Origin of the sequence: Bradyrhizobium sp. CB3481 (assembly GCF_029714305.1) — a bacterium.
Lineage (GTDB): Bacteria > Pseudomonadota > Alphaproteobacteria > Rhizobiales > Xanthobacteraceae > Bradyrhizobium.
In genome coordinates this window covers 2954458-2968129 of sequence record NZ_CP121647.1, presented here as the reverse complement: position 1 = coordinate 2968129, position 13672 = coordinate 2954458, and the positions used below count along the sequence as shown (strand labels likewise).

At 64.9% G+C, this 13672-nt stretch carries 11 protein-coding genes and 1 tRNA gene; 10 read left to right on the top strand and 2 right to left on the bottom strand.

Annotated elements, in window-relative coordinates; all coding sequences use genetic code 11:
• The first annotated feature begins 1 nt into the window (after window position 1).
• From QA643_RS14215 to QA643_RS14180, 8 genes are all read left to right on the top strand, one after another.
• Window positions 2–928, top strand: a complete 927-nt coding sequence (locus QA643_RS14215; protein ID WP_283033759.1) for an ABC transporter permease — start codon at window positions 2–4, stop codon at window positions 926–928.
• Window positions 929–941: 13 nt separating this feature from the next.
• Window positions 942–1625, top strand: coding sequence for an isochorismatase family cysteine hydrolase (locus QA643_RS14210; protein ID WP_283033758.1), 684 nt, complete (start codon window positions 942–944; stop codon window positions 1623–1625).
• Window positions 1622–3154 (top strand): ABC transporter ATP-binding protein, encoded by a 1533-nt coding sequence (locus tag QA643_RS14205; protein WP_283033757.1) that lies wholly within the window; start codon window positions 1622–1624, stop codon window positions 3152–3154. Before QA643_RS14210 ends, QA643_RS14205 begins: the two co-directional genes overlap by 4 nt.
• A 12-nt stretch (window positions 3155–3166) precedes the next feature.
• Window positions 3167–3667, top strand: a complete 501-nt coding sequence (locus tag QA643_RS14200; RefSeq protein WP_283033756.1) for a nucleoside deaminase — start codon at window positions 3167–3169, stop codon at window positions 3665–3667.
• A gap of 92 nt (window positions 3668–3759) precedes the next feature.
• Entirely contained in the window at window positions 3760–5328 is a 1569-nt protein-coding gene (locus QA643_RS14195) for an ABC transporter ATP-binding protein (protein ID WP_283033755.1), read from the top strand.
• Window positions 5312–6400, top strand: a complete 1089-nt coding sequence (locus QA643_RS14190; protein WP_283033754.1) for an ABC transporter permease — start codon at window positions 5312–5314, stop codon at window positions 6398–6400. Before QA643_RS14195 ends, QA643_RS14190 begins: the two co-directional genes overlap by 17 nt.
• A complete protein-coding gene (locus tag QA643_RS14185) occupies window positions 6387–7304 on the top strand; it encodes an ABC transporter permease (RefSeq protein ID WP_283033753.1) in 918 nt (305 codons plus the stop codon). Before QA643_RS14190 ends, QA643_RS14185 begins: the two co-directional genes overlap by 14 nt.
• A 75-nt stretch (window positions 7305–7379) precedes the next feature.
• Window positions 7380–8459: a BMP family ABC transporter substrate-binding protein gene (locus QA643_RS14180; protein ID WP_283033752.1), complete on the top strand. Its 1080-nt coding sequence runs from the start codon at window positions 7380–7382 to the stop codon at window positions 8457–8459.
• A 124-nt stretch (window positions 8460–8583) separates the two neighbouring features.
• Here the strand turns inward: QA643_RS14180 and QA643_RS14175 are convergent, their stop codons facing one another.
• Window positions 8584–9933, bottom strand: a complete 1350-nt coding sequence (locus tag QA643_RS14175) for an 8-oxoguanine deaminase (protein ID WP_283033751.1) — start codon at window positions 9931–9933, stop codon at window positions 8584–8586.
• Window positions 9934–10060: 127 nt separating this feature from the next.
• On the opposite strand from QA643_RS14175, the gene QA643_RS14170 reads away from it, so the two are divergent.
• Together QA643_RS14170 and QA643_RS14165 are read left to right on the top strand one after the other, a co-directional pair.
• The gene (locus tag QA643_RS14170) at window positions 10061–10882 is read left to right on the top strand and encodes an FAD binding domain-containing protein (RefSeq protein WP_283033750.1); all 822 of its coding nucleotides are present in this window, start codon (window positions 10061–10063) and stop codon (window positions 10880–10882) included.
• A 1-nt stretch (window position 10883) separates the two neighbouring features.
• Complete coding sequence (locus QA643_RS14165) at window positions 10884–13610, top strand: molybdopterin cofactor-binding domain-containing protein (RefSeq protein WP_283033749.1); 2727 nt, start codon at window positions 10884–10886, stop codon at window positions 13608–13610.
• Here QA643_RS14165 and QA643_RS14160 read toward each other — a convergent pair.
• Window positions 13598–13672 (bottom strand) — tRNA-Trp (locus tag QA643_RS14160). The genes QA643_RS14165 and QA643_RS14160 overlap by 13 nt on opposite strands.

The window sequence follows — 13672 nt, the reverse complement described above, 5'->3', positions numbered from 1 at the left end:
CATGGCGGATGCAACGCTCGGACTCTGGACCGTCCCGCTCGCGGTGCTCGGGGGCGCCATCCGCGTCTCGACGCCGTTCCTGTTCGTCAGCCTCGGCGAATGCATCACCGAACGCGCTGGGCGCATCAATCTCGGCCTCGAGGGCACGCTGATCATGGGCGCGATGAGCGCCTATGGCATCTCCTATCTCTCGGGCTCGCCCTGGCTCGGGGTGCTCGCGGCCGGCCTCACGGGCGCGCTGCTCGGCGCGCTCCACGCCGGCATCTGCTCGCTGCCGCGGGTGAACGATATCGCCGTCGGTATCGCGCTGATGCTGTTCGGCACCGGGCTGGCGTTCTTTCTCGGCAAGCCGCTGATCGAGCCGACCGCCGCGCGCCTGCCGGCGATTGATTTCGGCTGGTGGAGCGACATTCCGCAGGTGCGCGCGGCACTTCGGATCAATGTGCTGTTCCTGATCGGGGTGGCCATCGCGCCGATCCTGTTTTGGGCGTTTCGAACCACGCGCTGGGGCCTGTTGATCCGCACCGCCGGCGAAAGCTCGGATGCCGCCCGCGCGATGGGTTATTCCGTGCTGTGGATCCGCCTGCGCGCCACCATGGTCGGTGGCTTCCTCGCCGGCATCGGCGGTTCGTTCCTGTCGCTGTTCTATCCCGGAAGCTGGAACGAGGGCCTCTCCAGCGGACAGGGCATCACCGCCGTGGCGCTGGTGATCTTCGCGCGATGGGATCCGATGCTGTGCCTGTGGGCGTCGCTCGCCTTTGGCGGCGCGGCGGCACTGGGGCCGGCGCTGCAGTCGGTCGGCGTCACCTCCGGCTATCATCTGTTCAACGCCGCGCCCTACATCCTGACGCTGGCCATCATGATCATCACCTGCTCGCCGAAGCGCACGCTGACTGGCGCGCCGGCCGAGCTGTCCATCACCCGATAGGCGAGAGCGAGCCATGCCCGAGCGCTACATCAAATCCGAACCCTATGCGTGGCCCTATAATGGCGATCTGCGCCCGGAAAATACCGCGCTGATCGTTATCGACATGCAGACTGACTTCTGCGGCGTCGGCGGCTATGTCGACAAGATGGGCTACGACCTCTCGCTGACACGGGCCCCGATCGAGCCGATCAAGCGGCTGCTGACGGTGATGCGCGCCGGTGGCTTTCACATCATCCACACCCGCGAAGGACACCGCCCGGACCTCGCCGACCTGCCCGCCAACAAGCAATGGCGTTCGCGGCAGATCGGCGCCGGCATCGGCGATCCCGGCCCGTGCGGCCGCGTGCTGGTGCGCGGCGAGCCCGGCTGGGAAATCATTCCGGATCTGGCGCCGCTGCCCGGCGAACCCATCATCGACAAGCCCGGCAAGGGATCGTTCTGCGCCACCGACCTCGAACTGATGCTGCGGCTGCGCGGCATCCAGAACATCGTGCTGACCGGAATCACCACCGACGTCTGCGTCCATACCACCATGCGCGAGGCCAACGATCGCGGCTTCGAATGCGTGCTGATCGAGGATTGCTGCGCGGCGACCGACAAGAGCAACCACGATCATGCGCTGAAAATGATCAAGATGCAGGGCGGCGTGTTCGGCGCGGTTGCGACGTCATCGGCCTTGATCGGGGCCCTGTCATGATCGTCGGCGAAACGCCGTTACCCAGTGGCGCGCTTGGCGTCGACGCCATCGCCATGACCATGCGGTTCGGCGACTTTACCGCCCTCGACAATGTCGAACTCAAGGTGCGGCCCGGCTCGTTCCACGCGCTGCTCGGCGAGAACGGCGCCGGCAAGAGCACGCTGGTGAAATGCATCATGGGCTATTACCACCCGACCGAAGGCAATGTCCTGGTCGGCGGCCGCGAGCAGACGATTGCCAACCCAAAGGACGCGCACGCGCTGGGGCTTGGCATGGTCTACCAGCATTTCACGCTGGTAGCAGCGATGACGGTTGCCGAAAACCTGGTGCTGGCGCGCGACGACGTCCCTGCCGTGGTGGATTGGGCGAAGGAGAAGCAGGAGCTCGCCGCGTTCCTGTCGCGGATGCCGTTCAAGGTGCCGCTGGACGCCAGGGTTTCCGACATCTCCGCCGGCGAGCGGCAGAAGTGCGAAATCCTCAAGCAGCTCTATTTGAAGCGGCGCTTTCTCATCCTGGACGAGCCGACCTCGGTGCTGACGCCGGGCGAGGCCGATGAGGTGCTGGGCATGCTGCGCGCCATGGTCGTGGCCGGCGATCTCACCGTCCTGATGATCACGCACAAATTCCGCGAGGTGATGGCGTTTGCCGACGAGGTGACCATCCTGCGCCGGGGCAAGCTGGCCGGGCACGGCAAGGTCGCCGAACTGACGCCTGACGAGATGGCCCGCACCATGATCGGCGCCGAGCAGTTGACGGTCCAGCCGCCGCGCCTTGGCGAGGTCGGCGAGCCGCGACTCGAGCTGACCAGGCTCACCGCGCTCGACGATGCCGGCGCCATTGCCGTCCACGGCGTATCGCTCACCGTGCGCGGCGGCGAAATCGTCGGGATCGCCGGCGTCTCCGGCAACGGCCAGCGGCAGCTGGTCGAAGTGCTTGCCGGCCAGCGCCAGGCCGAAAGCGGCGAGATCCACGTCGGCGGCGAACTCTATTCGGCAAGCCGCGAGGAAATGCGCCGGCACCGGATGTCCCTGCTCCCCGAGGAGCCGCTGAAGAATGCCTGCGTCGGCGGCATGAGCGTCGCCGACAACATCGCGTTCCGCGAATTCGACCGGGCGCCCTTTGCCAGCGGCGGCTGGTGGCTCAACCGATCGGCCTTCCGAAAAGACGCCGAGCGCAAGATCGGGCGCTACAAGATCAAGACCCGCACGCCGGATACCCCGATTTCAGCGCTGTCGGGCGGCAACGTGCAGCGTGCGGTGCTGGCGCGGGAACTCGGCGGCGAGGTCGAGGTGCTGATCGCAGCCAATCCCTGCTTCGGGCTCGATTTCGCCGCGGTGGCGCAGATCCACGCCGAGATCATGGCGGCCCGCAATCGCGGCGCTGCCGTGCTGCTGGTCAGCGAGGATCTTGACGAATTGCTGGAACTGTCCGACCGCCTGGTCGTCATGTTTCATGGTGAGTTCGTCCACGAAGCCCGCGCCAGCGAAGCCAATCTCACCGAAATCGGGCGACACATGGCGGGGCATTGACGGGTCAAGCCGATGGTTGATGTTGCCGCGCTGAACCAACTGGAACGCGACCTGCATTTCCTGCGGCGATCGTTCGACGTCGCCCGCCGCGCCGTGACCCACGGCAATCACCCTTTCGGTGCCCTGCTCGTCGATCGGAACGGCGTCGTGCTGATCGAGGCCGAGAACGGCTATATGCCGTCGCGTGATGCGACGGCGCATGCCGAGCGGCTGCTGGCGACGCAAGCCTGCAGGACGCTTGCGCCGGATATCCTGCGCAGCGCCACGCTGTATTCGTCCGCCGAGCCCTGCGCGATGTGCGCGGGTGCGATCTACTGGGCTGGCATCGGCCGCCTGGTCTACGGCCTGAGCGAACATCGGCTGCGGGATCTCACCGGCAACCATCCGGAAAATCCGACGCTCAACCTGCCCTGCCGCGACGTCTTCGCCAGCGGGCAACGCGCAACCGAGGTGATAGGCCCGCTGCTCGAGGAGGAAGCCGCGGCGGTGCATGCCGGGGTTTGGGATAAATAGCTCGGCGCGGGGGCTGGTGCTTTCCCCTACCTTCGCGCCCGCCTAAACTAGCCCAGTATCGAGGCTTCCGTTCCTTTTGACCGTGACAACGCATGTTGGATTCGACGCCCGCCGCGCTGCATGCTGATGCCATCCCGCTGCTCCAGACGGTTGGCCTGACCAAGCGCTATGGCACGCTCCTCGCCAATGAGGCGATCGATATCGATATCTGGCCGCAGCAGATCCACGCGCTGCTCGGCGAAAACGGCGCTGGCAAGTCGACGCTGGTCAAAATCATCTACGGGTTGATCCAGCCGAGCGAAGGCGAGATGCGCTGGCACGGCGAGAAGATGATCCTCTCCGGACCGTCGGACGCCCGCAACCGTGGCATCGGCATGGTGTTCCAGCATTTCTCGCTGTTCGACAATCTCACCGTGGCCGAAAACGTCGCCCTCGGGCTCGACGGCAAGGAATCCTTCAAGGACATCTCGGCGCGTCTTGAGGAAGTATCCCGCGTTTACGGGCTTCCGCTCGACCCCAGGCGCGAGGTCTGGCAATTGTCCGTCGGCGAACGCCAGCGCATCGAGATAGTGCGCGCGCTGATGCAAGACCCGAAATTTTTGATCCTCGACGAACCAACCGCGGTGCTGACCCCGCAGGAGGCCGACCAGCTGTTTGGTGTGCTCGAGCGCCTCAGGGCCGAGGGGCGCGCCATCCTCTACATCAGCCACAAGCTGGAAGAGGTTAAGCGGCTTTGCGACACCGCCACCATCCTGCGCGGCGGCAAGAAGGTCGCGACCTGCAATCCCAAAGCAGAGACAGCGGCTTCGCTCGCGCGGATGATGGTTGGCGGCGAGGTCAAGGAAGTGAAGGCCACCGCCCACCCGAAAACCACAGCGCCGCGGCTCGTCGTCAACGGCCTCAGCCTCGAGCCGGACGATCCGCACGGCGTCCGGCTTCGACATATCTCCTTCGAGCTCAAGGGCGGTGAAATCCTGGGCATCGCCGGCGTTGCCGGCAACGGCCAGGACGAGCTTTTCGCCGCTCTGTCCGGCGAGCGGCTGGCGCATAACCCCGGCACCATCGTCATCGACGGAAAGGCCGCGGGGCACCTTTCGATCACGCAGCGGCGCAGGCTTGGTGCGGCCTTCGTTCCCGAGGAGCGGCTGGGCCACGGCACCGCGCCGCGCATGAAGCTTTCGGAGAACGCGCTGCTGACTGGCCACGCCGCCTCCGGCATGGTCCGACACGGCTTCGTCAATACCGCTGCAACGCTTCACGCCGTCGACCGTGCGACGGAGACCTTCGACGTGCGCAAGGCCAGGCGCGATCCCGAGGCCGCCAGCCTCTCCGGCGGCAATCTGCAAAAGTTCATCGTCGGCCGCGAAATCCTGCGCAAACCGGGGTTGCTCGTTGTGAGCCAGCCGACCTGGGGCGTCGACGCCGGCGCCGCTGCCGTGATCCGGCAAGCGCTGCTGGATCTCGCCGCCGGCGGCGCCGCGGTGCTGGTGACGAGCCAGGACCTCGACGAGCTCACCGAGATCACCGACCGCATCGCCGTGATGTTCCATGGCCGGCTGTCGGAGCCATTGCCGACGGCCGCCGTGAGCCGCGAGAAGCTCGGTCTTTTGATGGGCGGCAGCAGTCTGGACAAGGAAGCGGCGCATGCAGCTAGTGCTTGAAAAGCGCGCCGAGCGGTCGAACACGATCGCGCTGGTATCGCCGTTGATCGCGATCGGCATGACGCTCGTCACCATGAGCATCCTGTTTGCGATCCTCGGCAAGAATCCGGTCACCGCGCTCGGCGTCTACTTCATCGATCCCCTCACCGACAGCTATTCGCTGCAGGAAATCGCAGTGAAGGCAACCCCGCTGGTGATGATCGCGATCGGCCTCTCGCTCTGCTACCTCGCCAACGCCTGGAACATCGGCGCCGAAGGACAATTCCTGATCGGCGCGGTGGCCGGAAGCTGGCTTGCGGTGAAGACGCAGGGCAGCGACGCCGGTCCGTGGGTATTGCCGGCGATGATGTTGCTGGCTGCCGCGGCCGGTGCGCTCTATGCCCTGATCCCCGCGATCTGCAAAGTCAGGTTCGGCGCCAGCGAAATCCTTACCAGCCTGATGCTGGTCTATGTCGCCGACCTCGTGCTCGACTATCTGGTACGCGGTCCCTGGCGCGACCCGAAAGGCTTCAACTTCCCGACCACCGCCGAGTTCGATCCGGTCGCTACCGTCCCCGTGCTGATCGAGGGCGGGCGGCTGCACCTCGGCGGCATCATTGCGCTGGTGGTGGTCGCCGCCGGCGCGGTGCTGCTCAGCAAGACCATCACGGGTTTTGAAATCCGCGTCGTCGGCGCCGCGCCGCGTGCCGCGCGCTTCGGCGGGTTCAATTCCAACCAGTTGATCCTGTTGACCTTCGCGATATCAGGCGCGCTGGCGGGCCTGGCCGGGATCATCGAGGTCGCGGGGCCCGTGGGGCACCTGCAGCCCGGAATCTCGCCCGGCTACGGTTTCACCGCGATCATCGTCGCGTTTCTGGGGCGGCTGAACCCGGTTGGAATATTAATTGCAGGACTTTTCCTCGCGCTCACCTTCATCGGCGGCGAGCAGGCGCAGATCGCAATGAAAATCCCGCTTGATGTCACCAAGGTGTTCCAGGGCATCCTGCTGTTCTACGTACTCGCCTGCGACTCCCTGATCCTCTACCGCTTCAAGCTCGTCTTCACGTCAAAGGTGACCAGTGGGGCTCATTGAGGCCATCATCCTCGCGGTGCTCGCGGCTTCGACGCCGCTATTGCTGGCTGCGACCGGCGAACTCGTGACCGAACGCGCCGGCGTGCTCAACCTCGGCGTCGAGGGCATGATGATCGTCGGCGCGGCCTGCGGCTTCGGCGGCGCCTGGCTTTCCGGCTCGGTCATCATCGGCGCGCTCTGCGGCATCCTTGCCGGCATGCTGATGTCGCTGATCTTCGCGCTGATGACGCTGGGGCTTGCGGTCAACCAGGTCGCGACGGGCCTCGCGCTGACCATTCTCGGCATCGGCCTTTCCGGCCTGATCGGCTCCCGCTTCGTCGGCGAAAAGATTTCGCTGGCGCCGCATCTATACATTCCCGGCCTGACCGATATCCCACTGGTCGGGCGCATCCTGTTCGGCGAGGACGCCTTTGTGTATCTTTCGCTGGCGCTGGTGATTGCCGTCTGGTTCTTCCTCTACAGGACGCGGCCCGGCCTGATTCTGCGTGCCGCCGGCGACAACCACACCTCCGCGCATGCGCTCGGTTATGGCGTGCTCAGGATCAGATTGTTCGCGGTGCTGTTCGGCGGCGCTTGCGCGGGCCTTGCCGGCGCCTATCTGCCGCTCGCCTATACGCCGTTTTTCATTCCCGGCATGACGGCCGGGCGCGGATGGATTGCGCTGGCGCTGGTCGTATTCGCGTCCTGGCGGCCGGGACGCCTCGTGATCGGCGCCTATCTGTTCGGCGCGGTGTCGATCCTGCAGCTGCATGCCCAGGGCTGGGGCGTCGGCATCCCCTCGCAATTCATGTCGGCCTTACCCTATCTCGCCACCATCATCGTCCTTGTCCTGATTTCACGGGCACGAAGCGGCGGCTCGACCGCGCCCGCGGCGCTCGGTACCGTGTTCGTGCCCGACCGGTAAACATGCTTGATGCGCGCGCGACGGGGCGCCGCGCTTCGGGAGAGACAGTCCGCCCGTCAGTAAACGGAGAGTTCCATGAAGAAGATTCTCATCGCAGCGGCCGCGGCGATGCTCGTTACAGGAGCGGGCCTGTCCGGCGCTTCCGCCGCAGACAAGCTCAAGGTCGGATTCATCTATCTCGGACCCGTTGGCGATCTCGGCTGGACCTACCAGCACGACCTCGGACGCCTCGAAATGCTCAAAGAACTCGGCGACAAGGTCGAAACCACGTTCCTGGAGAACGTCAACGAAGGTCCGGACTCCGAACGCTCGATCGAGCAGCTGGCGCGCGCCGGCAACAAGCTGATCTTCACGACGTCGTTCGGCTATATGGAGCCGACGCTGAAGGTCGCCAAAAAATACCCGAACGTGCATTTCGAACACGCCACCGGCTACAAGCGCGACAAGAACGTATCGACCTATTCGGGAAGATTCTACGAAGGCCGGTACATCCAGGGCATCATCGCCGCCAAGATGTCAAAGACCGGCGTGCTCGGCTACATCGCCTCGTTCCCGATCCCGGAGGTCATCTCTGGCATCAACGCCACCATGCTTGGCGCACAGACGATCAATCCCAACATCAAGGTCAAGATCATCTGGGCCAACACATGGTTCGATCCAGGCAAGGAAGCCGATGCCGCCAAGGCGCTGCTCGACCAGGGCGCCGACATCATCATGCAGCACACCGACAGCCCGGCCGCCATGCAGATTGCGGCGGAGCGCGGCAAGCTGGCGTTCGGCCAGGATTCCGAAATGATCAAGTTCGGACCGAAGGCGCAGCTCACATCGACCATGAACAATTGGGGCCCCTACTATATCGCGCGCGTCAAGGCCGAGCTGGAGGGCACCTGGAAATCGGAAGATTACTGGGGCGGCCTGAAGAGCAAGCTCGTCGTCATGGCGCCCTATACCAACATGCCCGACGACGTGAAGAAGCTGGCGATGGAAACCGAAGCCGCCCTCACTGAAGGAAAGCTGCATGCCTTCAAATGCCCGGTCGTCGGCCAGGACGGCAAGGAAGTCGAATGCAAGGGCGGCACCCATCTCGATGACGGGCAGATCCTCGGCATGAACTTTTATGTGAAGGGCATCGACGAGAAGATTCCCGGGAAGTGAGCGAGGGTGTAATCCTAAGAGTCGGTTCTCGTCATTGCGAGGAGCTCTTGCGACGAAGCAATCCATTCTTCCTTTCGGTGGTGAGATGGATTGCTTCGCTGCGCTCGCAATGACGGCGCAGCCTTCACCCCACATGCAGCGCACGCGCGGCGGCGCTGTGGCGGCGGATCAGGTCCGGCACATCGAGCCCGGGGATCGCCCCATCCGCCACCACCCAGTTGCCGCCGACCATCACCCGGTCGGCGCGGTGCGCGCCGCATAGCACCAGCGCGGCGAGCGGATCGCCGTGACCGGAGAAGCGCAGCTCGTCGAGCTTGAACAGCGCGAGGTCGGCCGCCTTGCCGACCGCGATCTCGCCGAGCTCGGGACGGCCGATGCAGGCCGCCGAGCCCTTGGTGGCCCAGCGCAGCGCATCCTTGTGGCTGACGCGCGAAACGCCGTAGCGCGCCCGCTGCAGCAGGAACGCGGCACGGACCTCCTGCATCAGGTTGGACGCATCGTTCGACGCCGAGCCGTCGACCCCGAGACCGATCGGCACCCCCGCCGCCTCCATCTCGCAGACCGGACAGCAGCCCGACGCCAGGATCTGATTGCTGCAGGCGCAATGGCTGATGGCGGTCCCGGCCTTGCCGAGCCGCTTCATTTCGTCCGGATTGAAGAAGATGCCGTGCGCCAGCCAGGTCCGCGCATTGAGCCAGCCGCATTGTTCGAGATAGTCCAGCGGCCGGTAGCCATGCATCTGCTCGCAGAACCTGTTCTCGTCCTCGGTCTCGGCGAGATGCGTATGCAGGCGAACGTCGAGCTTCTCTGCCAGCTCGGCGGTCGCGCGCATCAGCGAGGTCGTCACCGAAAACGGCGAGCATGGCGCCAGTGCGATCTGCGTCATCGCAGCCTCGCCGCGCTGGTGATGTTTTGTCACCAGACGTTCGCTGTCGGCCAGAATCGTGTCCTCGTCCTGCACCACGCTGTCAGGCGGCAGCCCACCATCCTTCTGCGACCGGTTCATCGAGCCGCGCGTCAGCAGCACGCGGATGCCGAGGCGCCTTGCGGCTGCGACCTCGATATCAACGGCATCCTCCAGCCCGGCCGGAAAAACATAGTGATGGTCAGTCGTGGTGGTGCAGCCCGACAGCAGCAATTCCGACATCGCTACCGTGACGCCGAGATCGAGCGCCTCCGGCGTCAGCCGCGCCCAGACCGGATACAGCGCCTGCAGCCACGGAAACAGTTCGCGATCGAGCGCGGCCGGCAGCGCGCGGGTCAGCGTCTGGTAGAAATGGTGATGGGTGTTGATCAGGCCGGGCAGCACGACGTGGGCGCCGGCGTCATATACAGTGGCATTGGCGGTCGCAGGTTCGCCGGCGCGCGGCACCAGCTCGACGATCTTGCCGCCACTGATCACAATGCCGCGTTCCGCGCCGTCGGCGAAAATAGAGAGCGGATCCTTGATCCAGATCGCCTGCGTTTGGTCCATAATCCCACCTGATTTGCGAAAGGCGTCTCGCTTCACGCAATGCAAACGCCATCCCGACGGCATTGGCAATTGGCGCTGGTCTTGCAAGACTTCATAATCGCAGATGCACCTGCTTGAAAGCGTATCCATGGACCTGAACACCATTACCGCGGTTGCGCACCCGACGACACGGGAGCAATTGCCCGCCTGGACGGCAGGCGATGCCTGGCTGGCGGGCGGGACCTGGCTGTTCTCGGAACCGCAGGTCGATCTGAAGCGGCTGATCGATCTGACCAACCTGAAATGGCCGGCGCTGACCATCAATGAGACCGGGCTCTCCATCGCGGCAACCTGCACCGTAGCACAGCTCGATGCGCTGGCCTGCCCGCCGGACTGGATCGCCGCGCCGCTGATCAACCAGTGCTGCCGCGCCTTTCTCGCCTCGTTCAAGATCTGGAAGACGGCGACCGTCGGCGGCAACATCTGCATGTCGCTGCCGGCAGGGCCGATGATCTCGCTGACCTCGGCCCTCGACGGCATTTGCACCATCTGGCCGTCCGGCGGCAGCGAACGGAAAGTACCTGTCGCCGAATTCGTCACTGGCGACCAGCGCAACGTGCTCGCGCCGGGCGACCTGTTGCGGCAGGTCGATATCCCGCTTGCAGCCTTGCGGCGGCGTTCGGCATTCCGCCAGATATCGCTGACGCCGGTCGGGCGCTCGGCGGCGCTATTGATCGGCGGCGTGACCAGCGACGGCGGCCTGGCGCTGACGATAACGGCATCGACCAAGCGGCCTGTTCAATTGTCCTTTGCGCAAATCCCCAGCGGCAAGGAATTGCACGAAACGATTCTGCAGCGCGTTGCCGACGACCTCTACCACACCGACGTTCACGGCAAGCCAGTATGGCGCAAGCACATGACGCTGCGGCTTGCGGAAGAGATCCGCCTCGAATTGCAGGTCACGGCATAGCATGACGTTCCAGATCAACGGCACGGAGTTTTCGCAAGCGCCGCGGCCCGGCCAGTGCCTGCGCACGTTCCTGCGCGAACTCGGCCATTTCGGCGTCAAGAAGGGCTGCGACGCCGGCGACTGCGGCGCCTGCACGGTGCTGATGGACGGCGAGCCCGTGCATAGCTGCCTGATCCCGGCCTTCCGCGCCGAGGGCCATACCGTCACCACCATCGAAGGCCTTGCGCCGGTCAGCGGCACTCACCCTTTGCAGCAGGCGTTCCTGGATGCGCAGGGATTTCAGTGCGGATTCTGCACCGCGGGCATGATCCTGACCTGCGCATCGCTGAACCAGGCGCAGCGGCAGGACCTCGGCGCCGCGATGAAAGGCAATATCTGCCGCTGCACCGGCTATCGCTCGATCGAGGATGCGCTGAACGGCAAGACCAACATTGAAGACGCCGCTGCAGGCACCGCCTTCGGCCGCAGCCTCCCCGCCCCCGCCGGACCACAGGTGGTGCGCGGCGCGGCGCGCTATACGTTCGATGTTACGCCGGAAGGTCTGCTGCACATCAAGATGCTGCGTTCGCCGCATCCGCACGCAAAAATCATTTCGATCGACAAGGGCACAGCACTCGCCGTATCAGGCGTGCACACGGTGCTGACGCATGAAGACGCACCGGACCGCCTGTTCTCGACCGCGCGGCATGAATGGGACTGGATGGACCCAGACGATACAAAGGTGCTCGACAATGTCGTGCGCTTTATCGGGCAGAAAGTTGCCGCTGTCATCGCCGAGACCGAAGCCGCTGCCGAGGAAGGTTGCCGCCGGCTCGAGGTTCACTACGAAATCCTGCCGGCGGTGATCGATCCCGTCGCCGCGATCGCGCCCGACGCGCCTGTGCTGCACGGCGACAAGACAACCGAAAATCGCGTCGCGAACGCAGGCCGGAATATCGTGGCGGAAATCCACGGCGAATTCGGCGACGTCGCGGCAGCCCGGGCGCAGGCCGCCGTCAGCTATGAAGGCACTTTCACGACCCAGCGGGTCCAGCATGCGGCATTGGAAACTCATGGCGGCATTGCCTGGGTCGACGCTGATGGAATCCTCAACGTCCGCTCCTCCACGCAGGTGCCATTCCTCACCCGGCGTACCCTTGCCGACCTCTTTGGCCTGCCGCCCGACAAGGTGCGGGTATTTTGCGAGCGCGTCGGCGGCGGGTTCGGCGGTAAGCAGGAAATGTTCGTCGAGGATATTCTTGCGCTCGCCGCGCTCAAGACCGGCCGCCCGGTCAAATTCGAACTGACGCGGGAAGAGCAATTCATCGCGACCTCGACGCGGCATCCGATGCAGGTCACCGTCAGGGCCGGCGCCGACAAGGACGGCAAGCTGACGGCGCTGCAGCTCGACGTCCTCTCAAATACTGGCGCCTACGGCAACCACGCCGGCCCGGTGCTGTTTCATTCGGTCAATGAATGCATCGGCGTCTATAACTGTCCCAACAAGAAGGTCGACGGCATCGCCGCCTACACCAACACCGTGCCCGCCGGCGCCTTTCGCGGCTATGGCCTGCCGCAGACGCTGATCGCCGTCGAGGCCGCGATCGACGAGCTGGCAAAGCAGCTCGGCATCAATCCGTTCGAGATGCGACGCCGCAATATCGTCAAGCCGGGCGATCCCATGCTGTCGCCGCCGGCATCCAAATATCATGACGTGTTCTATGGCAGCTATGGCCTCGATCAATGCCTCGACCTAGTCGAGCAGGCGATGGCTGCCGGGACGTCGGCGTCAGCGCTCTCCGCGGACTGGTTGACCGGCGACGGCATCGCGCTGACCATGATCGATACCGTGCCGCCGGCCGGTCACTTCGCCGATTGCAGCATTTCACTGCGCCAAGACGGCGGCTTCGACCTCACCGTCGGCACCGCCGAATTCGGCAATGGCACCAGCACCGTGCATCGCCAGATCGCCGCGTCCGCGCTGGCGACGACCGTCGATCGCGTCCATCTCATGCAATCCGACACGGCGCATGGCGGCCACGACACCGGCGCCTATGGCAGCGCCGGGACCTTTGTCGCGGGCCGCGCGACCCAGGCTGCGGCCGAGGCGCTGGCCGGCCAGCTCAAGCAATTCGCGGCGTCACTGTCGGGCGAAACTCCTGAAGCGTGCAGCCTCGACGACCATGCCGCGGTCTGCGCCGGGCGCCGCACCCCCTATTCCCAGCTTGCCGCATCGGCGCACGCACTCGGCAAGGTTCTCAGCGCCAGCGGCAATTCGACCGGCACGCCGCGCTCCGTCACTTTCAATGTGCAGGGCTTTCGTGTCGCCGTGAACAAATATACCGGCGAACTCAGGATCCTCAGGAGCGTGCAGGCGGCCGATGCCGGCCGCGTCGCCAACCCGATGCAGTGCCGCGGCCAGGTCGAAGGCGGCGTCGCGCAATCGCTGGGCGCGGCGCTCTACGAGGAAATGGTGATCGATGACAACGGGCGGGTCATCAATCCCCAATTTCGCGACTATCATTTGCCGTCCTTTGCCGACATTCCCCGCACCGAAGTGCTGTTCGCGGACACGTCCGATACGCTGGGGCCGATGGGCGCCAAATCGATGAGCGAAAGCCCTTACAATCCGGTCGCCGCCGCGCTCGGCAACGCGATTGCTAACGCCACCGGCATTCGCTTCACCGCGACGCCGTTCAAGCCCGACCGGCTGTGGCCGCTGCTGCATGAGAAGTTTGGCACCGGCTGACTGAATCGAACAGTCGACATCGGGTTTTGGAGGCCCGCGTTCTGCCACTGAACTAAGCCGGT